The organism is Gordonia sp. CPCC 205333, assembly GCF_048537885.1.
Taxonomy (GTDB): Bacteria; Actinomycetota; Actinomycetes; order Mycobacteriales; family Mycobacteriaceae; genus Gordonia.
Window position 1 is genome coordinate 569,386 of record NZ_JBCLVI010000002.1, and the last position, 17,045, is coordinate 586,430.

General features: G+C 62.2%; 27 protein-coding genes and 3 tRNA genes. 6 read left to right on the plus strand and 24 right to left on the minus strand.

Annotation, left to right across the window (positions count from 1 at the left end):
• Positions 1-27: 27 nt before the first annotated feature.
• The 13 genes from AAFP29_RS08280 to AAFP29_RS08340 form a co-directional block, all read right to left on the minus strand.
• The gene (locus AAFP29_RS08280) at positions 28-291 is read right to left on the minus strand and encodes a hypothetical protein (protein ID WP_419216859.1); all 264 of its coding nucleotides are present in this window, start codon (positions 289-291) and stop codon (positions 28-30) included.
• Positions 288-614 (minus strand): hypothetical protein, encoded by a 327-nt coding sequence (locus tag AAFP29_RS08285; RefSeq protein WP_419216860.1) that lies wholly within the window; start codon positions 612-614, stop codon positions 288-290. Before AAFP29_RS08285 ends, AAFP29_RS08280 begins: the two co-directional genes overlap by 4 nt.
• 108 nt (positions 615-722) lie before the next feature.
• Entirely contained in the window at positions 723-1,043 is a 321-nt protein-coding gene (locus tag AAFP29_RS08290; protein WP_419216861.1) for an HNH endonuclease, read from the minus strand.
• 93 nt (positions 1,044-1,136) lie between these two features.
• Positions 1,137-1,313, minus strand: coding sequence for a hypothetical protein (locus AAFP29_RS08295; protein ID WP_419216862.1), 177 nt, complete (start codon positions 1,311-1,313; stop codon positions 1,137-1,139).
• Positions 1,310-2,101, minus strand: a complete 792-nt coding sequence (locus AAFP29_RS08300) for a hypothetical protein (RefSeq protein WP_419216863.1) — start codon at positions 2,099-2,101, stop codon at positions 1,310-1,312. The genes AAFP29_RS08295 and AAFP29_RS08300 overlap by 4 nt, the downstream gene beginning before the upstream one ends.
• On the minus strand, positions 2,102-2,317 hold the full coding sequence (locus tag AAFP29_RS08305; RefSeq protein WP_419216864.1) for a hypothetical protein: 216 nt from the start codon (positions 2,315-2,317) through the stop codon (positions 2,102-2,104).
• Positions 2,310-2,633: a helix-turn-helix domain-containing protein gene (locus tag AAFP29_RS08310; RefSeq protein ID WP_419216865.1), complete on the minus strand. Its 324-nt coding sequence runs from the start codon at positions 2,631-2,633 to the stop codon at positions 2,310-2,312. Before AAFP29_RS08310 ends, AAFP29_RS08305 begins: the two co-directional genes overlap by 8 nt.
• A gap of 314 nt (positions 2,634-2,947) precedes the next feature.
• Positions 2,948-4,528: an AAA family ATPase gene (locus AAFP29_RS08315; RefSeq protein ID WP_419216866.1), complete on the minus strand. Its 1,581-nt coding sequence runs from the start codon at positions 4,526-4,528 to the stop codon at positions 2,948-2,950.
• Positions 4,528-4,884 (minus strand): DUF2742 domain-containing protein, encoded by a 357-nt coding sequence (locus AAFP29_RS08320; RefSeq protein WP_419216867.1) that lies wholly within the window; start codon positions 4,882-4,884, stop codon positions 4,528-4,530. The genes AAFP29_RS08315 and AAFP29_RS08320 overlap by 1 nt, the downstream gene beginning before the upstream one ends.
• 72 nt (positions 4,885-4,956) lie before the next feature.
• On the minus strand, positions 4,957-5,199 hold the full coding sequence (locus AAFP29_RS08325) for a hypothetical protein (protein WP_419216868.1): 243 nt from the start codon (positions 5,197-5,199) through the stop codon (positions 4,957-4,959).
• Positions 5,196-5,426 (minus strand): hypothetical protein, encoded by a 231-nt coding sequence (locus tag AAFP29_RS08330; RefSeq protein WP_419216869.1) that lies wholly within the window; start codon positions 5,424-5,426, stop codon positions 5,196-5,198. Before AAFP29_RS08330 ends, AAFP29_RS08325 begins: the two co-directional genes overlap by 4 nt.
• Positions 5,419-5,616, minus strand: a complete 198-nt coding sequence (locus AAFP29_RS08335) for a hypothetical protein (protein WP_419216870.1) — start codon at positions 5,614-5,616, stop codon at positions 5,419-5,421. Before AAFP29_RS08335 ends, AAFP29_RS08330 begins: the two co-directional genes overlap by 8 nt.
• Positions 5,616-5,840: a DNA-binding protein gene (locus AAFP29_RS08340; protein WP_419216871.1), complete on the minus strand. Its 225-nt coding sequence runs from the start codon at positions 5,838-5,840 to the stop codon at positions 5,616-5,618. Before AAFP29_RS08340 ends, AAFP29_RS08335 begins: the two co-directional genes overlap by 1 nt.
• Positions 5,841-5,945: 105 nt before the next feature.
• Here AAFP29_RS08340 and AAFP29_RS08345 point away from each other — a divergent pair, with 105 nt between their 5' ends.
• Together AAFP29_RS08345 and AAFP29_RS08350 are read left to right on the plus strand one after the other, a co-directional pair.
• Positions 5,946-6,632, plus strand: a complete 687-nt coding sequence (locus tag AAFP29_RS08345; RefSeq protein WP_419216872.1) for a hypothetical protein — start codon at positions 5,946-5,948, stop codon at positions 6,630-6,632.
• Positions 6,619-7,740: a tyrosine-type recombinase/integrase gene (locus AAFP29_RS08350; protein WP_419216873.1), complete on the plus strand. Its 1,122-nt coding sequence runs from the start codon at positions 6,619-6,621 to the stop codon at positions 7,738-7,740. Before AAFP29_RS08345 ends, AAFP29_RS08350 begins: the two co-directional genes overlap by 14 nt.
• A 57-nt stretch (positions 7,741-7,797) precedes the next feature.
• Here AAFP29_RS08350 and AAFP29_RS08355 read toward each other — a convergent pair.
• From AAFP29_RS08355 to AAFP29_RS08370, 4 genes are all read right to left on the minus strand, one after another.
• Positions 7,798-7,885, minus strand: a tRNA-Ser gene (locus AAFP29_RS08355).
• A 73-nt stretch (positions 7,886-7,958) separates the two neighbouring features.
• Positions 7,959-8,411: a mannosyltransferase gene (locus tag AAFP29_RS08360; RefSeq protein ID WP_419216874.1), complete on the minus strand. Its 453-nt coding sequence runs from the start codon at positions 8,409-8,411 to the stop codon at positions 7,959-7,961.
• A gap of 86 nt (positions 8,412-8,497) precedes the next feature.
• Entirely contained in the window at positions 8,498-8,965 is a 468-nt protein-coding gene (locus AAFP29_RS08365; RefSeq protein WP_419217248.1) for a nucleoside deaminase, read from the minus strand.
• A 14-nt stretch (positions 8,966-8,979) separates the two neighbouring features.
• Positions 8,980-9,516: a tRNA adenosine deaminase-associated protein gene (locus AAFP29_RS08370; protein WP_419216875.1), complete on the minus strand. Its 537-nt coding sequence runs from the start codon at positions 9,514-9,516 to the stop codon at positions 8,980-8,982.
• 67 nt (positions 9,517-9,583) lie between these two features.
• On the opposite strand from AAFP29_RS08370, the gene AAFP29_RS08375 reads away from it, so the two are divergent.
• Positions 9,584-10,543 (plus strand): prephenate dehydrogenase, encoded by a 960-nt coding sequence (locus tag AAFP29_RS08375; protein ID WP_419216876.1) that lies wholly within the window; start codon positions 9,584-9,586, stop codon positions 10,541-10,543.
• A 7-nt stretch (positions 10,544-10,550) separates the two neighbouring features.
• On the opposite strand, the gene AAFP29_RS08380 is transcribed toward AAFP29_RS08375, so the two are convergent.
• The 4 genes from AAFP29_RS08380 to AAFP29_RS08395 all read right to left on the minus strand — a co-directional run bounded on the left by AAFP29_RS08380 (position 10,551) and on the right by AAFP29_RS08395 (position 13,240).
• Positions 10,551-11,162, minus strand: coding sequence for a putative glycolipid-binding domain-containing protein (locus AAFP29_RS08380; RefSeq protein ID WP_419216877.1), 612 nt, complete (start codon positions 11,160-11,162; stop codon positions 10,551-10,553).
• A 140-nt stretch (positions 11,163-11,302) separates the two neighbouring features.
• Complete coding sequence (aqpZ, locus tag AAFP29_RS08385) at positions 11,303-12,073, minus strand: aquaporin Z (RefSeq protein ID WP_419216878.1); 771 nt, start codon at positions 12,071-12,073, stop codon at positions 11,303-11,305.
• A gap of 151 nt (positions 12,074-12,224) precedes the next feature.
• Positions 12,225-12,773, minus strand: coding sequence for a hypothetical protein (locus AAFP29_RS08390; RefSeq protein ID WP_419216879.1), 549 nt, complete (start codon positions 12,771-12,773; stop codon positions 12,225-12,227).
• 23 nt (positions 12,774-12,796) lie between these two features.
• The gene (locus AAFP29_RS08395; RefSeq protein ID WP_419216880.1) at positions 12,797-13,240 is read right to left on the minus strand and encodes a hypothetical protein; all 444 of its coding nucleotides are present in this window, start codon (positions 13,238-13,240) and stop codon (positions 12,797-12,799) included.
• Positions 13,241-13,369: 129 nt separating this feature from the next.
• On the opposite strand from AAFP29_RS08395, the gene AAFP29_RS08400 reads away from it, so the two are divergent.
• Positions 13,370-13,774, plus strand: coding sequence for an MmpS family transport accessory protein (locus tag AAFP29_RS08400; RefSeq protein ID WP_419216881.1), 405 nt, complete (start codon positions 13,370-13,372; stop codon positions 13,772-13,774).
• 62 nt (positions 13,775-13,836) lie between these two features.
• Here AAFP29_RS08400 and AAFP29_RS08405 read toward each other — a convergent pair.
• Together AAFP29_RS08405 and AAFP29_RS08410 are read right to left on the minus strand one after the other, a co-directional pair.
• Positions 13,837-13,909 (minus strand) — tRNA-Arg (locus tag AAFP29_RS08405).
• A gap of 46 nt (positions 13,910-13,955) precedes the next feature.
• Positions 13,956-14,044, minus strand: a tRNA-Ser gene (locus AAFP29_RS08410).
• A 110-nt stretch (positions 14,045-14,154) separates the two neighbouring features.
• On the opposite strand from AAFP29_RS08410, the gene hisC reads away from it, so the two are divergent.
• The gene (gene hisC, locus AAFP29_RS08415; protein ID WP_419216882.1) at positions 14,155-15,219 is read left to right on the plus strand and encodes a histidinol-phosphate transaminase; all 1,065 of its coding nucleotides are present in this window, start codon (positions 14,155-14,157) and stop codon (positions 15,217-15,219) included.
• Positions 15,220-15,339: 120 nt separating this feature from the next.
• Here the strand turns inward: hisC and AAFP29_RS08420 are convergent, their stop codons facing one another.
• Positions 15,340-16,359, minus strand: coding sequence for an alpha/beta hydrolase (locus AAFP29_RS08420; protein WP_419216883.1), 1,020 nt, complete (start codon positions 16,357-16,359; stop codon positions 15,340-15,342).
• 241 nt (positions 16,360-16,600) lie between these two features.
• Between AAFP29_RS08420 and AAFP29_RS08425 the strand changes: the two genes are divergently transcribed.
• Complete coding sequence (locus AAFP29_RS08425) at positions 16,601-17,044, plus strand: acyl-CoA thioesterase (protein ID WP_419216884.1); 444 nt, start codon at positions 16,601-16,603, stop codon at positions 17,042-17,044.
• Position 17,045 lies beyond the last annotated feature (1 nt).

Here is a 17,045-nt window from a genome sequence, read left to right on the forward strand (position 1 = left end):
CGTACGGGCGGAACTGACAGAAACTACCTATGACGGCTCTAGTTCGTCGTCGGTGGTGAGTCGAAACCGTTGGTGCGGTAGGCAGCCGTCGCTGCGGAGTCGATCGGCTACGACGTCGGGTAGCTCCCACATATGGGCGGTAACTTGCTTGCCGGATGCGAGTGCCGCGACCATGGGATGCTGCTGCCCGGTGAGTCGCTCATGCAGGTTGGCGGTCAATTGAAGGGCTTCATCGTTGAGCCAGGCATCGCGTATCCAGACTCCCGCGGGGCGCCGATCGGTGCGTCTCATGATGCGTTCCAGCGAGCGTGAGCGGCTTTCTGGTGCTGCCACGACCGGACCACCGGCGAGGCGGGCCGCAACGACGCCGCCCACGTCGACACCTGTTTTTCCAGCAGTCGGATCTCGGCTGAGAGTTCACTGACCCGACGCGTTGATACTTCAGCTTTGTCCATCTCCACAGCCAGCAACTCGCGCAGGGCGGCGACTCGATCGGCTTCGGATTCGATCAAGGTGAGCAGGTGTTCTTCGGCTTCATCGAATTCGTATCCGGGGTCTAATAGGCCGCGCAGGGACTCAATCAGGGCCTTGCCGGGCGTCTTTCGGGGTGTCATATTCGCCTCCTAGCTGCTCTGATGGGGTTTACCTGTGGGGCTGGGGGTTATGCGTGCGCTCGGTCCGAGGCGCTATGCATAGCGTGCTTGGGTTTGGGGGCGTTCGGGTTACCCCCCACCGTCGGGTTGTAGTCCGGGGTGGGGTTGGGTGGGTAGTCGGCGGCGGGCTGCTCGGGCTCGGTTGCGTGCTGCGGTTTCGCGGTTGGTCTTGGCCTTGTGGCATGGCTCGCAGAGGGTTTGGAGTGCGTTGAGGTCGTCGGTGCCGTCTGCGCGCCATGTGTTGGTGTGCAGGTGGTCGACTTGGAGTCCGACGCCGTTGGGGCTGTGGTGGCCGCAGTGCTGGCAGGTGTTGTTGTCGAGTGCGATGCGGTTGGCGCGTGTACGACGCCAGCCGGGCGTCGAGGTTCGTGGATCTCCGGTCCATGCCACGGTGTCGTCCTCCTGTGTGCTGGGCCGAGCGCGCGGACTGCACCGGCCGCTCGCTCGGCCCTGCGGTGGGCTCACCTCCTGGGTGAGCCGGGTCTAGGTCCACTCGCGCGGGTAGTCGTTGGGGCCACGCGAGTAGTCGGTTGGTGTGGTGATGGTGTGGTCGGCATTGAAGGTGATCGGTTCACCGCAGGCGGTGCGGACCAACCTCGCGGCATCGGGTTGCTGCTTGGCGTCGGGTGTCCACCACTGTGGGTAGTCGGTGTTGCTCACGAGTGCGTCGCGTCGTAGTGGTGTTGAGCGCTGGCGGTTCGGTCGGCGATAGCAGCGGCCATGGTCACGCGGGCGGCCCTGGCGCTGTTGAACTGAATTCCTGCTACTGAGGTGAGTCGTAACCAAAGCCCCGCGCGCTCAGTTGCATACCGGGATCGGTCGGCTAACACGCGGACAAGTTCGTCGTGCCGGCCGAGTGCGTCATCGGCGAGGAAGAACGCAGCGACGGCGTAGGCACGGGGCCGGGAGTCGAAGTGGATTGGGTTGCCTAGCGGTACCGCGCCAAACTCGACGAGGTCGGCAACCATGCTCAGGATCTGGTCGAGTGCTGCGCGGTGCACTGGTAGGGCTTGCCAGGCGTCGAGATGTTCTGATGTGCCAGTGTCGAGTACCTGATCGGCGGTGGTCTCTGGTCCGATATCCAGTTCCCGGGCAGCGCGCAAAGCTTCCCAATGTTCGGCCCAGATCGGAGCTATCAGCTCGGTCACTTCCTGTGCTGCAGTGCCGTCGCGGAATACCGTGTTCCAGCGGCGCAGTAGTCCGGCGGTGGCCTCGGCTTTGACGCTGCCGACGTCGAGTTGGTGTTGCGCGGCTGAGGTGATCAGCTTCTCTGCGTTGGCTGCGGTCAATTGTCCGCCGTCAGCGAGGTCGCCGAGGGTGGCTGGTGTCTCGACGGTGACAGCATCAACCGCGATCAGGGCCTGGCAAATCGCGTCGAGGGTCTTCGGGCGGGTGCCGGTCAGACGCTCGACCGTGGTGATAAATGCGTGTGCGTCAGCGACTCTCATCTACTTGCCTGCCTTGTGGGTAGCGACATCCCAATTGCCGGGATACTCGGTCGGTGCTGGGGTGCCTTCGGTTGCCGGCTCGGCGCCGCGTGCCTTCTCGACCGCTGCGATGAGCCCTTGGTAGGCGTCGTCGGGCAGTCCGGCGAGGTAGCGTTCGACGCCAGCCATCAGCTCGCCGAGCGGATCGTGTTTTGTTGGGGGTTGGGATTCAGCCATTGCGGCCTCCTATGGTTTCGATGGCGCGTCGCGGGAACATCCACTGGCGTCCGGTCTTTCGACCTTCGAGGTCGGCGGCGATTCTGCGTATATGCCTTGGGCTCAGTCCGAGGATTCGAGCAGCGTCGCTGGAGTCGATCATGTCGAATTCTGTTGTGGTGCTGTCGGTTTGGTGTCCGGCAGCGGACATAGCTAGTTTCATGTGCAGTTCATCGAAACCTGCGGGCAGTGGTTGCCCTGCATATCGTGCGCGTGCCCGCAGTGAGCCGAGCAGGCCAGCGAGTAGTCGTGTCTCACCCGCTGACAGCTCAGTCATTTCAGCTTGCCTTTCTCGAACTTCTTGTACGCGTGGGGATTTGCCCGGCGAGTACTGCGTCGGTAACGGGTTGGGTTGCTGCGTACTCACAGCACGCGGCAAGCGCAGGGCACTGGTAACAAAGTCGTTGGGCCACTGCATGTCGGTGTGCGACCGACGTGCGCGGTTCGTGGACCTCGGCCGGGTCAAACGCCTGGGGTAGCTCAATACAGCGGGCCCCCGGTAGTGACGGGGTATCTCGTAGCACCATCGTCAGCAGCGATAGGGCGCCGTCGTCGTAAGCGGTCGTGGAGTTCCTCGGTCGTCCCATCGGATTAGGCGCTCTCTTCGCCGTGCCGAGGCAGCGCTCCACCGATCGGTTGTTGGCGTTCGGCGTTCGCGATATCCCGTCGCAGGGCCGCCATCGCTCCCCGATATTGCGGTTGTCGCCAGTCGTCGGGACCGCGTACTTCGGGCTTGATAGTGGTCCACGTCATCACCCCGCCGCTGCCGTCGTCGCAGTCGTCGCACAGCGTGCCGCTGACAGTCTTGGGGAGATCGACGTAGCAGTTCTCACAGCGCTTGGGCATGGTGATCACGGAGCCTTTCGAGGGTGCGGCCCGTTTCTGCGCGGCGACGCATTTTGTTTTCGATGTGTGGAAGCCGTCGGCGAGATCGTCGGCATAAATCAGTGGATCGTCGCAGTGCGGACAGCCAGTAGGGACACTGTTCTGAGTCGTGTCCACACTGGGATTTTCGCCAGTGTGGACATCAGTAACGGCACTGTGTTTTGCCTGCTCATCGCCAGTGTGGACAAGTGTGGACACGGTTTGAGTGACAGGGGGGTCATTGGTGTCCTCACTGTCCACACTCACGACCTCCCCGTCGACGATTGTGGCGAGGCTCCAGAAGACCTTTCGCGGGAAACCCTTCTGGGTCTTCACGACGTTGATCGCAGCGGCCGCACGTTGGATTGTCTTCACACCGACACCGAGCGCCTTAGCCCCATCACGTTTTGCCACAGTGCTATCGACCTCGGGTTCGCCACCGCGGGATTTCTCGGTGAGATAGTCCTCCAACCAAATCTCGGACTCCTTGCGATCGTCACCGTCATCGTCAGGCGACGCAGACCGTCGAGCCTCATCGACGTTTGTGTCAACGTCACCGGTGAACACCACCCGGCCGACCTCGTCGATGCCGTGCTCGGGCAGCGACACCGACTCAAACCGGTAGCCGATCGAACGCGGCGATGGTGAGAGATTGCCCTTCACATCGGAGATGACGCCCTCGGTCTCCTCGTCGTTGCGGTGGAACGCCAACACCTGCCGGGGAACATCCGTCCACTCACTCGCGCCCTTCACCGCGTCGCGGGCCTTACGCTCACCGTCCTTACCCAGATGCGCGATACCGAGCACCACCGCATTCAGTCGGCCCGCCATCCGCTGAATCGGCTCCAGGAACGCCCGGACATCGTCACCGGAGTTGGCGCTCATCCGGGACGGCTTGAACGATGTGAGGGCATCGAAGACGATAAAGCGGCAGCCCATCTCAACGAGATCAGCTTCGAGTCGATCGAGGTCGCGCGGCAGTTGCAATGTCGCCTCGCTGATGTCGCCGTCCTCCATCTGCACGCCGACGTCGAGGAACCGAATCAGATCGACATTCGCGCCTGCGGCCAACATCTTCGGCACGATGTGCATCGAACGGTCTTCCTCCGAGTGCAACCAGACGACGAGTTCGCCGCGACGTGTGGCCTCAGCCGCCCATGCCGCGCACGTTGTTGACTTGCCTGAGTTGCCACGGCCGACCGGCAGAGTCAGGACACCTTTCGGAATGAGGTGTTTCTCCCACCATTCAACGCGCACAGGTTGGATTTCTGCACCTGTAGTCCAGGTGAATATGCGTCCATCGCTCATTACGAGACCTGCTTCCGTTCGATATATGCGCCGCTCTTAGCCGCATCGGCCCGGTCACGCAGATGCCGCGACACCAACGTCCAATCCCTCTCAGCCGCAACAGCTTTCGATGAAGCAATCATGATTTCCTGCGACTCATCGACATGGAGAGTCCACAACAGCGCGGCCCGGTACACAGCACCGACGAATAGCGGATCACCGGCAGGTAGTTCAAGCCACGTGTGGCTGCCGATCATAGGCGGAATCCCGTGTTGTTCGAGACGTTCGAGCGTGGATGCGATGCGGTCGAGCGTCGCGCGGAAAGAGACTTCACGAGATTGAATATCTGGGGGTTCAAAGTTCGATTCTGTTGCCATTCAGCATCTTTCGGGTCTTTGGTGAAGGGGGGCAAGCCGACTGCTGGGTACGGCCGACCTGCCCCGAAATGATCAATCTGATTGCGCCGCAAGAGTCTTCGACGTCGCCACGAGGTAGAGACCACGGCGTGGCGTATCGACGGCCTCAGCGGCGGCGCGGTTTGCGGTTCGTTGGACCACCGCGCCAAGCAGCAAGTTCAGCGCGGAGAGCTCGCGGGCATCAAGCTCCCATATCGAGGCCCGCTCCAGCAATCCGGTCAGCTCGTCCAGCAGCTCACAACGCCTGGCCTCGATGCACCCAGTCGTTGTACTCATCGCGACACCACCGTCACCACATCAACCCGCCCAGCCTCAGCGTCGAGCACCAGGTACGCCAGCGTGAGTAGTTCATCGAGATTCGCCGGGGTGACGCGGCCTAGCGCATCGCGCATAAGATCTTCGCCGGGGCACGCCGCATATAGCGCGTCGGCGGCCAGGTCGAACTTGAGGTCATCATCAAGCTGCGTGTGCAGCGGTCGGGTCGCTGCGGTAGTCTCACTCATTACTAGCTCCTTGTTGGGTGTTGGTGTCTCCCTCGGTCGGTCCGCCAAGACTTTCGGCCGAGGGATTTTCTTTGTTGTTATCGACGTCCACAAATTCCGAGCGCCGCGTGAATCTACGAATTTCGGGTTCGTCGGCGCCGAGTCCCAGGTCTTCGCCGCGGGTCGCGGCGTCGTAGCGATCGGTTGCCATCACGCCGCGCCCGGGTTCACGGTGTTCGAGTCCAGATACGACTGCACGTCGGACCACTTGTAGAGCACTTTTCGGCCATGTTTGACGTACGGAATTCCCCGACCGAGGTAGCGATCCTGTGCGAGAGCGGCGGGGGTGGTGTGCATGAACGCAGCGACTTCGGCAGCCGTGCCCACTGGCGACGGTGCAGCCTTTGCCTCCTGAAGGTCGATGGTGTCGGACATTTTCACTCCTTTTTTCATGTCACGTGATTTCCAGTGACTTGCCAATGGTTTACACGACCTAGGTATTCACGTCAAGTCACTGGGTATCCAGTAGAGTTGCGTGTCATGAGCGGGACGCCACTTGCCGAGGTCGTCGGGCAGAACTGCAAGCGATTGCGCACAGACGGACGGGTCACGATGGACGCGTTGGCGTCGACAGCGCGCGAGTACGGCCTGCGATGGAACACAGGCAGGGTCGGCGATTTCGAGGGTGGCAGGGTAAGCCCCACTCTCCCAACACTTTTCGTGGTCGCTGCGGCTTTGTCGCGTGCGCTCGGGAGGCCAGTGCACCTTTACGAATTGATGCACGACTACGAACAGAACTACAACGATCCTGACGCAGGGATGATTCAGGTGGAGGTCAATGAGGTACTGACCGTGCCCGATTTCACCATCGCCCAAGCGCTGCGCGGTGAACCAGTCCGATTGCCTTCGAATGAGGTGCGCTCGCACAACGCAACTGCGGTAGAGCTGATGAGGGTGACCGGCAAGCTCGAACCAGATGACGAACTCGATGCAATGGTGTCGATGTACCAGAACGCCGGCCTCACCGAGCAACGCCTTGCCCGCGACCTAGACACGGACCTGGCGACGATTGTTGCGGCGTCACATCGCCTGTGGCAAGCGGGGTTCACAACCGAACGCGATCGCCGCGCTGGCACAGAGGCCAACGCACAGAAGCGCGGGCAGGTCACCCGCACGATGAAAGACGAACTGCGACAAGCGATCGAGGCATCAAATGGCGACGATTGAGAGCTACACGACCAGGTCGGGCAAGCGGTACAGGGTTCGCTACCGCACGCCCGAGCATCGCCAGACTGACAAGCGCGGGTTCGCAACCAAGCGGGCCGCAGAGGCCTTCGCTAATACCGTTGAGGTAGAGAAACTTACGGGTGACTACGTCGCGCCAGCACGCGGTCTAGTCACAGTCGCCGAACTTCAACCCGCATGGATGGACCGTAAGCGTGCCGCGTCGTCGGCGTCATGGACACTGAGCCTCGAAACCGCTTGGCGAGTCCACGTCGAACCACGTTGGGGCACAACACGCGTCGCCGACATCGACACACTCGCGGTCGAGGCGTGGATCTCTGGACTGTCCGGCGAGAAGTCGCCGACTGTCGTGTTGCGCGCGCATGGTGTCCTCGCGGGCATCCTCGACGACGCGGTGCGAGCGAAGCCGAAACGTTTGGCGTCCAACCCCTCTCGGCTCGTGACGAACCTCCCTCAGAAGGCTAAGAAGAAGCACGTCTATCTGACTGCCGAGGACGTCGCCGACCTCGCGGCCGCGGCCGGACCGCGGGCGCCGATCGTGTACGTGCTCGCTTACTGCGGGCTGCGGTGGGGTGAACTTGTCGCGCTGCGGGTGTCCGATGTCGAGTTCCTGCGCCGTCGAATCTCGGTGCATCGCAACGCGGTATGGGTTGGTCAACAGTGCGTCGTCGGCGAGACAAAAGGACGTGAAGCCCGATCGGTACCGGTCCCCCAGTTTGTCCTGGACATGCTGGCGGCCGAGTGCCGGGAGAAAGCGCTGGCTGATCTTGTGTTTCCTGGCGACGATGGCGAGTTCCGGGCACGGCCGAAGTCCGGTCGAGGTTGGTTCGCCAACGCGGTGAAGCGGGCTGGGATCGACTCGACGACGACGCCGCATAGCCTCCGGCACACCTGCGCCAGCCTCACGGTCAGCGCCGGCGGCAACGTTCTGGCGCTCGCTCGAATGCTCGGGCACAAGGACGCTTCGGTGACGCTGCGGGTCTACTCCGACCTGTTCGATTCGGACCTGGATTCATTAGCTGAGCAACTACACAGCAGCTACTCATCAACAGCAAGTGTGGGCAAAGTGTGGGCAGAAACGTCCGTCTGAGCCATACATGGGCATGGAAAAAGCCCCTCACCTGCGTTAACAGGTGAAGGGCTTCTGCGGTGGCGGGGGGATTTGAACCCCCGGTACGGGGTTACCGCACACAGCATTTCGAGTGCTGCACCTTCGGCCGCTCGGACACGCCACCGCGGAAGACACTACCGCAGGAGCGATCTGATCCTTAAATCGGCTGGTCAGCGTACAGAATCAGCGCACGACGCCTACGGGCTCGGTGTTCCCTTGCCTTCTTCGCCAGCGCCGGGCTCGGTAGGCACATTTGGTGCGCTGAAGGTCTGCTCAACGTCGACAGGCGTTTCGACCGGCTTCTCGGACGATGCGGCGCTGTCCGCGCCCACGAAACGATCCTTCAATTCGTTGAGCTTGCCGAATGCGGAATTGACCGCGCCCTGAACCTTCTCGTTCGCCGCGAACTCGTTGATCTTCTCGACCGCGGTATTGGTGACGCCCTGGACCTTCTCGTTGGCCGCCAACTCGTTGACTTTGCCGACCGCGGTGTTGACCGCGCCCTGGACCTTCTCGTTCGCCGCGAACTCGTTGATCTTGCCGACCGCGGTGTTGACCGCGCCCTGGACCTTCTCATTGGCCGCGAACTCGTTGAACTTTTGTTTGGCCGCGTCGACGGCCTCGGTGACTTTATCGTTGGCGTCGGACATGATTTCTCCCTTGTGGGCGGGCGGGATGTGCACCACCAATCTGCCATATGCGCGCACCGATGGCACCCTGAGATCTGCTCTGACTTTTACCCGGATTTATCTCGGCGAGCAGCGAAAAAGTCCTGCACAATAGCCGCGCATTCATCCGCGAGCACGCCGCCGCGTACCTGGGGACGATGACTGAGCCTAGGGTCGCGCAACACGTCCCACAACGACCCCACCGCTCCCGTCTTGGGCTCGTAGGCACCAAACACCACTCGCTCGATACGCGCTAGACCGATCGCACCGGCGCACATCGCGCACGGTTCGATGGTGACCGCGATGGTGCAGCCCTCCAACCGCCAGCCGTCGCCGTGACGTGTGGCCGCGGACCGTAACGCAAGCACTTCGGCATGGGCACATGGATCGCCGTCGGCTTCCCGACGGTTGCCCGCACGCGCCAACTCGACGCCATCCGCGTCGACTACGACGGCTCCGATCGGAACATCGGCGGGGCCCGAGGATGACGCGGCATCGATCGCCATCGCGATCAGCCGCTCAAACTCCCGCTCCAGCGCGGACACCGACGCTAGTGACCGATCGATTCGAGAATTTTCGCCAGTTCATCGGCGAAGCCGAGCCTGGCGGCGACCATGCCGAGTTGTTCGTCGGCGTACAGATCCGTGTCGGAGACGATGACGCTCATCACGGCGTCGGGCAGGCCGAGGTCGGCGAGAACACCCAGATCACCCTCTTCCCACGGGTCGACGTCGTCGAGTTCGTCGGAATCGAAATCCGGAATCTCCACATTAAGCGCGTCGAGCACGTCCGCGGCGACGTCATAGTCGATACCGGCCGTGGCGTCTGAGAGCAACAGTCGCGCTCCCGAGGGAGACGGGCGAAGGATGATGAAGAATTCGTCGTCAACGTCGAGGAGTCCGAACACTGCTCCGGCCGCCCGCAACTCACGCAGCTGACGTTCGGCGTCGGCCAGATCAGTCAGCGCAGACGGCTCTAACGCGGTCACTTTCCACGCGGTTTCTTCCCGGACAACCGCAACTGCGAAGCCATCCACATCAGCGTCATTCGACCGCGCTTGGTTCGAATCGCCTGAGCCACCTGCCATGCAGGTCACGGTAGTCGCTATAGCTCCGTTCCCCCAACTTTGCCGAGCGATATGACACGCTGGACCGGTGAGCAGCGACGACCCCACCCGCGCACCGGTGTGCATCCTCGGCCTCGGACTGATCGGCGGATCACTTCTCCGCGCGACGACGGCCAAGGGGCGAAAGGCATTCGGATACAACAGGTCCGCGCCAACCGTCGCGGCCGCTGTCGCCAGCGGACACGACGCCTCGACCGACCTCGAAGCAACTCTGCGTCGAGCCGCCGAACTCGGTGCGGTGATCGTCCTGGCGACCCCGGTCACCGCCCTGCGGGCTGTGCTACCCGCCGTCGTCGAGTACGCGCCGGACAATCTGCTGACTGACGTCGTCAGCGTCAAAGAACCGGTGACGCGACTCATTGCCGAGCATCATTCTCGCGCGCGTTACATCGGCGGGCATCCGATGGCCGGGACCAGCGAATCGGGTTGGGACGCAACGGACTCCACGCTATTCGACGGGGCGATGTGGATGCTCACCACCGACGACGACACCGATGCCTCCGACTGGCTCACCATCGCGGCGATCGCACTCGACTCGGGCGCACAGGTAGTACCGGCGGCAGCCGACGCCCACGATCGCGCTGTCGCCGCGATCTCACACCTGCCGCATCTGACGGCGAACGCGACCGCCGTCGTCGGCGCCGGGGAAAGCGACCTCGCCCTCAGTCTGGCGGCGGGCAGTTTTCGGGACGGCACTCGCGTCGCAGGCACCGCGCCGGAGTTGCAGCGGGCAATGCTGGAAGCGAATTCGACGGCGTTGCTCAATGTGCTCAGCGAGACGATCGACCGCTTGATCCAAGCGCGTGACGAACTTCGTGACAACGGAACCGTCGAGGTGCTGGTCGACGACGGGCATCGGGCACGCAAGGCATACGAGCACATCGCGACCGACACGCGCCAGCCGATCACCGGCGTCACCGTCGGCGCACCCGGTTGGGCCCAGGAGCTGCGCCGACAGGCGCACCAGGCGAGGGTATGGCAGGGCTGAGGCGCAGTCAGATGCGGGTTGAGATACCCGCGTAGTCGACTACGAACCCGCTATCGTCGACGGTCACCGACGTGCTCGCGATGGGCGTGGTGATCGCGATGGCGTCGGGGCCCGCGTTGTAGGTCATCGTCGCTGCTTCGACCTTCGCCTCGGGCAAGTACACGTAGACAACCGGGATCGAATGCTCGCCATCGGGCTCGCGGTGCAGGCCAAGACGACGGATTGGCAACGCCTTGAACATCGGACTCATCGCGATGTCGACATCTTGAGCGCCGCCGAAATCACTGTGTACGGTGCCCTCGGCCGTTTGCACCAGCCAGTTGTTCTCACCGTCGCGGGTGATCGCCAGCTGGGATTCGCCGCCGGCCTGCACCAGGTGGATGCTGAGCCGGCGGGTGACGCCAACATCGTTGGTGATCAGCTCATACGACGCCGAGTACGGCTCGTAGTCGGCCTCAGCCGAGATGATTCGGCCGTAGGCCTTGATGCGGTCGCCGGTCACGTGCAAGCGGACCTGCTCCAGTCGGCTGTTGGTCAGTCGACGCCAGGTGATCATCGACTTGAAATCGTCGGTACCGGGATGCTCGGCGGGCTGCTGAGCCGATTGGGGTGAACTCACCCCTCTACGGTAGGCGACGCTCGTCGCAAGGCTGAACTCATCACACATATCCGGTGGTGACAGCCACTTTCACAGTCCGGTGTGAAGCAACGAAAAGGCGGTCCGCGAATTGCGCGGACCGCCCTGTCGTCGAGTCTGATCTATGCGTCGGCGGTCGAGGACTTGCCGAAGGCGAACTTGCCATCCTCGAACAGCAGCGGATAGAGCAGGCCGCCGATCAGTCCACCGACCAGTGGGGCCACCCAGAACGCCCACAACTGGCCGGGTGCGCCATCACCGTTGAAAAACGCGACCGCAGTTGAGCGGGCCGGATTGACCGAGGTGTTGCTGATCGGGATGGAGATCAGGTGGATCAGCGTCAGCGACAAACCAATTGCCAAGGGGCCGAAGCCCTTTGGCGCGCGACCGTCGGTCGCTCCAAGGATGACGATCAGGAAGAAGGCCGTCAGGAGCGCTTCGGCCAGCAATACCGCGGCCAGCGTGTAATGGTTGGGCGAGTGGTCGCCGTATCCGTTTGCCGCCATGCTGCCACTGGCCTCGAAGCCCGGCATGCCCTTTGCGATGACCCACAACGCCGTGCCGGCGAGTAGCCCGCCAAGCACCTGGGCCACCCAATAACCTGGCAGGTCCTTGGCCGGGAGTCGACCGCTGACTACCGCGCCCAGCGTGACGGCCGGGTTGAAGTGCCCGCCGGAGATGTGGCCGACGGCGTAGGCCATAGTGACCACGGTCAGACCGAAGGCAAGTGCGACGCCGAGGAAGCCGATGCCCATCTGGATGACACCGATATGCCCTTGACCTGCATCGGCGACATTCTTCGCCGCAAATATAGCGCTACCGCAACCGCCGAATACCAACCAGAACGTGCCGAAAAATTCGGCGAGTAGCTTACTGATTCCCTTGACTTCCATCGGGCGAACTCACTTTCCGTCGACTGCGTTTAAGTACGAGGCGCGCAAACCCCCCGAACCGAACGCGCGAATACCACTGTGACAGATGTGGTTAGTGGTGCGAAGTGTTGTTATTGATTCGACGCCACTCAGTTGCCGACCGCAGACCTGATCAGACCGAAAGGGTCGTCAACCCTGGAATGAGCGTCGTGGTTATTTGCTTATGGTTGTAGTCGTCGCGGATCAACGACACCGAGGCGACGACGATTCCCGCTCCGGTCTGCGCGATCGCGGAGGTCGGGAGGGTCATGGGATATGTCGTGGTCCAAACCGTGTCCGGTTTGTGCGCGGGTATACGCCACTCACGTAGGTTGACGCGACCGGTTTTTCCGGTGTTGATGTTGCGCCAGGAAATCGAAAGATAGCGCACCGCGTTTTGGTAGTAATACGGAGCGAGCCTCGCGACCGAGAATTCCACCGCACGCGGCGGCGCCGGGTATTGCAGAGTCGTGGGCGCACGTTGAGCAGCTATCGATATCGGCCTCAAGTGCTGGCCGGGGCCCCACTCAATTCCGCCGATCGCCGGGATCTGGAAGACGATCACATTGGACGAGGCGACCGAAATGGGCGCGGGCGTCGGCGCGGCAGATGCGACGGCGGGCGCAGTCGCGGCGGCCAGAGCAATCGCCCCGGTCGCGGCTAGTCGACGTAATTTGAACATGATTCCCCTCCTGCGATGGCCGATCAACTGATCGGCTCGATGTCGATCGTCATGAGTTGTGCTGTCGTATGAGGCGCATTTGTCGTCACCACGACGTCGTAGATTCCCGCGGGCCCAGGCGTGACGACATCCCTCGATGTTCCCCACACACCTGGGCCTGGTATGTGCCGCACAAAGGTCTTGCGAATATTGCTGCCCCGCTTTGTGAAACTATAGGTGAGATCGACCGCGCACGGGCCAACTCCATAGAGCGTGCTGGACAGGGACAGCGTGGCCTGACCTGGGTAGTGTCCTAACCCAACGTCGACCTTGCCAGCGCAAGCGCCGGTCGCACTGAGCGTATAGAGGCTGGCTATCCGGTTGCCGTCAGCTGCGGCTGCCGGGGCCGCGGTCACCATCGCCATTGTCGTCGCCGCCGCTACTGTCGCCGCGGTACCTACGATCGATCGAGCTACTACTGACTTCATTGCGCGCCTTCCGGTTGTGAGGATTGCTGCGAGACGGCTGTAGTTGTCGTATCGCGACGGCCTGATGGAGTGTTAGCAAAGGCAAGCAATTACCGGTCTCGCCGCCACTACGAATTGTTGTCCCCGTGAGTGTGGCCCAAGGGCATATTGCCCTTCGAACCCTCTGACGGGGATGACAATTCACGCCGAAAGGCGGCAACAGTTGGTCCGTTCGCCTCCGCAGGAGCCATAGCCCGGGCAGCCGTACCCTCAGCAGCCATATACAAAGTCAGCGGCGACGGCGGGAAGGCGTCCATAACTTACACAGGTGCCGACTCAAACATGGCACAGGACACCGTCGCCGCGTTGCCCTGGGAGAAGAAGGTCACGCTCAAAGGGTTCATGAAGATCGCATCGTTAACCGCGACAAACGATTTCGAGGCGTCCGACGGCTCGAAGAGCACCTGCGAGATTCTCGTCAGTGGCAAGGTGAAGTTCACGCAGACCGGTACCGGTCCTGGTGCTACGGCGTCGTGCTCGGGGTCGGTGGACTGAGCCGAAGCGCTCAACCGAAACGACGCAGGCCAGGATGATTTCCTGGCCTGCGTCGTTGCTTGTGCGCCCGAAGGGATTCGAACCCCTAACCTTCTGATCCGTAGTCAGATGCTCTATCCGTTGAGCTACGGGCGCGTGCCTGTGTTCAGTTATCTCTTCCGCTGTCGGTGACTGCGGTCGGCGGAGGCGAGAGGATTTGAACCTCCGGTCCCATTTTAGTGAGACAACTCATTAGCAGTGAGTCCCATTCGGCCGCTCTGGCACGCCTCCCAGCGAAGTCCTTAACGAACTGCCGGATTGAAAGGTTACACACACGTCCTCGGAGTAAGCAAACCGGCAGGACAGCAGGTCAGCGCGGCAGGTCAGATACCCTGTTACGCGTGACCCTGCACATCCGCCCCGACCTCGACGACCTGCCGACATACGTGCCAGGCAAAACGTTCCCGGGGGCAATCAAACTAGCCAGCAATGAGGTCACCGAAGGCCCCCTGCCGAGCGTGCGCGCCGCCATCGTCGACGCCGCCACGAACGTCAATCGCTATCCCGACAACGGGATGGTGGAACTGACCGCCGAATTGGCGAAGAAGCTCGGCGTCACCGAGGACGAGATTCAGATCGGTTGTGGCTCAGTAACTTTGTGCCAGAACCTGATTTCGATCACCGCCGGTATCGGCGACGAGGTGCTGTTCGGCTGGCGATCCTTCGAGACCTACCCACTCGCGACGAGGATCGTCGGCGCGACGCCCGTACAGATCCCACTTACCAGCGACCTCGTCTACGACCTCGACGCCATGGCAGCAGCCATCACCGACCGCACCCGACTAATCTTCATCTGCAACGCCAACAACCCCACCGGCACCGTCGTCGACGCCGACGATTTGGTCACGTTCCTGCGCAAGGTCCCGCCGCAGGTCGTCGTTGCGCTCGACGAGGCATATTTCGAGTACAACCGACTGGCCGGCAGACAGGCATACGACGCCCTCGAACTCCGCAAAGAATTCCCGAATCTTGTTGTGCTGCGAACTTTTTCGAAGGCCTACGGCCTAGCTGGGCTGCGCGTCGGATACGCGGTTGCCGACCCTCAGGTGGTCACCGCACTCGGCAAGGTGCATGTTCCGTTCTCGGTGAACAGCCTCGCGCAAAGCGCCGCGGTCGCCAGCCTCGCCGCCGCCGATGAACTGCTCGCGCGAACCGACGCCGTCGTCGCCGAGCGCGATCGGGTGACTGCCGACTTGCGCGGACTGGGGTACCGCGTCCCGGATTCTCAGACCAACTTCGTCTGGCTCGAATTAGGTGACGACACAACCGAATTCGCGGCCCAGTGCGTTGCGGCGGGCGTGGTCATCCGGCCGTTCGCCAACGACGGTGCCCGCGTGACCATCACCAATCAAACCGAGAACGACGCCTTCTTGGCATTCGCGCGAGGATGGGCGTCGAAAGACTAGCGACACCGATCATCGAAGATAGCGGCTACATGGGAGTCATCGATTCGTCAATGCAGCCTATCGCCGTTGGGCGACAAGTTGTCTCGCCGATGACCGTGACGGCACAGACCCCGACGGCGACTACAGGCCGCGTGAGATCGTCGGCCACAACACCGGCAAATCCCGACGCCAGTACTGCCAGCTGTGCGTTCCGATGAATCGGAAACCATCGGTGAATGCAATGCCGTTCGCGCGCAGTTGCCACGCGAACTGTTGCGAGCACCGGTAGGTAAGCAATTCGAGCGCCGACCCCGAGGCAGTCACGGCTTCCTTGGGGACATCGCCGTCCGGCCGGGTGTCGAGGTCGAGCGGACCGATCGCGCCCGAGCCCGCAGAGAGAAAGATGTTCTTGCCGCGCAACGCGTCCAGATTCGACGTCGGGTCGTGGCTGACCCAACCTTTGGAACCAAATGGTCCCCACATATTGGTCGCATCGCCACCAGCTCGGCCGACCGTTGTCCGCACGTAGCCCTCATTGAGTGGCGCCGAAACCGGCGGGCAACCGCTCAGCGACGCGATACCGGTGTAGAGCTTGGGGTTGCGCACTGCGAGCGCGAACGCTGACTGGCCACCCATCGACAGCCCGACGACCGCGTTGCGCCCGGTTCCGTTGAACCGCGCGTCGATCAGAGGTGGTAGTTCCTTGGTAAGGAATGTCTCCCACATCGGCTTGCCCAGCTTGCGGTCACGCCTGATCCAGTCCGTGTAGAAAGTCCCGGCACCCCCGACCGGCAGCACGACGTTAACATTCTTGCTCGCGAAGAATTCGCCAGCCTTCCCCTTGGTGATCCAGTCGCTGACCTCGGCGGTTCCGCCGGCACCGTCGAGCATGTAAACCGTGGAGCGCGGGCCGTTGCCGCTTCGTGGGGTCAGCACCGACACCTTCACCTTGCCGCCCATCGACGGCGAGTTCACCCAGACGTCGGTACGCAGCGCACTGAGCTTCTTGGTGAGCGCAATTTTCGCAACCGGATGCTTCGCGTCCGGCGCGATGGAAGTGCGGGGGACGGCTTCGGCTACGCCGACCGCGGGCGCGATCAGTCCCGCGACCGCGACACCCGTCACCGCGAGTATCGTGACCAGCCGTTTTGTTACGCTCACTACAACTTCCCTAACCAACTTCGCCCTCGTATGGAAGGACGGAAGATCTCAGTCCGCTCCGACTGCCATCTGGACACACCACGGACGCACCCAGGATAACGAGGCGCTGCGCTGAGCGCGAGTTCACACGGCTTATTCTCAGACTAATCAAAATAGCCAGGGTGAAAATCGGGTCAGTTGAACTGGCGATGGCGAACAGCCAACTAACGATGGCGGATATGCGCCGATGAGGAGTCTACGAATGCCTGGATTACCCAACGGCGGCTACGCATTCACCGCGACCGTTCCGGTCCGATGGTCCGACATGGATGCCTTCGGTCACGTCAACCACGCCCGGATGGTGACCCTGATGGAGGAGGCACGCATCGAGTGGCTGCTCTCCGCGGGGGAGGAATACCAGCCACTGATCAAGAGCGCGATGATCGTGCACGTCGACATTCGCTATCAGGCTCAGCTCCGTCACGAAGACAGCCCATTGCGAATTGGCATGTGGATCAAGGGTTTTCGATCCGTCGACTTCACCATCGGATACGAAATTCGAGCCAATGGCTCACTGGCACAACAAACGAAACCCGCGTGTGTGGCAAGTACACAGATGGCCGTCGTAGACATTGAGGCGCACTCCCTGCGCCGGCTCACGCCAACCGAGAAGGACTATCTGCGCCAATGGTCGCGCAACACCTAGC

Bases quoted from the DNA above. Each gene is read 5' to 3' on its own strand.
- AAFP29_RS08320 (WP_419216867.1), bottom strand. From the start codon at position 4,884: ATGGCAACAGAATCGAACTTTGAACCCCCAGATATTCAATCTCGTGAA.
- AAFP29_RS08330 (WP_419216869.1), bottom strand. From the start codon at position 5,426: ATGAGTGAGACTACCGCAGCGACCCGACCGCTGCACACGCAGCTTGAT.
- AAFP29_RS08350 (WP_419216873.1), top strand. From the start codon at position 6,619: ATGGCGACGATTGAGAGCTACACGACCAGGTCGGGCAAGCGGTACAGG.
- AAFP29_RS08310 (WP_419216865.1), bottom strand. From the start codon at position 2,633: ATGACTGAGCTGTCAGCGGGTGAGACACGACTACTCGCTGGCCTGCTC.
- AAFP29_RS08340 (WP_419216871.1), bottom strand. From the start codon at position 5,840: ATGTCCGACACCATCGACCTTCAGGAGGCAAAGGCTGCACCGTCGCCA.
- AAFP29_RS08395 (WP_419216880.1), bottom strand. From the start codon at position 13,240: ATGAAGTCAGTAGTAGCTCGATCGATCGTAGGTACCGCGGCGACAGTA.
- AAFP29_RS08325 (WP_419216868.1), bottom strand. From the start codon at position 5,199: ATGAGTACAACGACTGGGTGCATCGAGGCCAGGCGTTGTGAGCTGCTG.
- AAFP29_RS08335 (WP_419216870.1), bottom strand. From the start codon at position 5,616: ATGGCAACCGATCGCTACGACGCCGCGACCCGCGGCGAAGACCTGGGA.
- AAFP29_RS08370 (WP_419216875.1), bottom strand. From the start codon at position 9,516: ATGGCAGGTGGCTCAGGCGATTCGAACCAAGCGCGGTCGAATGACGCT.
- aqpZ (WP_419216878.1), bottom strand. From the start codon at position 12,073: ATGGAAGTCAAGGGAATCAGTAAGCTACTCGCCGAATTTTTCGGCACG.
- AAFP29_RS08315 (WP_419216866.1), bottom strand. From the start codon at position 4,528: ATGAGCGATGGACGCATATTCACCTGGACTACAGGTGCAGAAATCCAA.
- AAFP29_RS08345 (WP_419216872.1), top strand. From the start codon at position 5,946: ATGAGCGGGACGCCACTTGCCGAGGTCGTCGGGCAGAACTGCAAGCGA.
- AAFP29_RS08390 (WP_419216879.1), bottom strand. From the start codon at position 12,773: ATGTTCAAATTACGTCGACTAGCCGCGACCGGGGCGATTGCTCTGGCC.
- AAFP29_RS08280 (WP_419216859.1), bottom strand. From the start codon at position 291: ATGAGACGCACCGATCGGCGCCCCGCGGGAGTCTGGATACGCGATGCC.
- AAFP29_RS08285 (WP_419216860.1), bottom strand. From the start codon at position 614: ATGACACCCCGAAAGACGCCCGGCAAGGCCCTGATTGAGTCCCTGCGC.
- AAFP29_RS08300 (WP_419216863.1), bottom strand. From the start codon at position 2,101: ATGAGAGTCGCTGACGCACACGCATTTATCACCACGGTCGAGCGTCTG.
- AAFP29_RS08425 (WP_419216884.1), top strand. From the start codon at position 16,601: ATGCCTGGATTACCCAACGGCGGCTACGCATTCACCGCGACCGTTCCG.
- AAFP29_RS08305 (WP_419216864.1), bottom strand. From the start codon at position 2,317: ATGGCTGAATCCCAACCCCCAACAAAACACGATCCGCTCGGCGAGCTG.
- AAFP29_RS08360 (WP_419216874.1), bottom strand. From the start codon at position 8,411: ATGTCCGACGCCAACGATAAAGTCACCGAGGCCGTCGACGCGGCCAAA.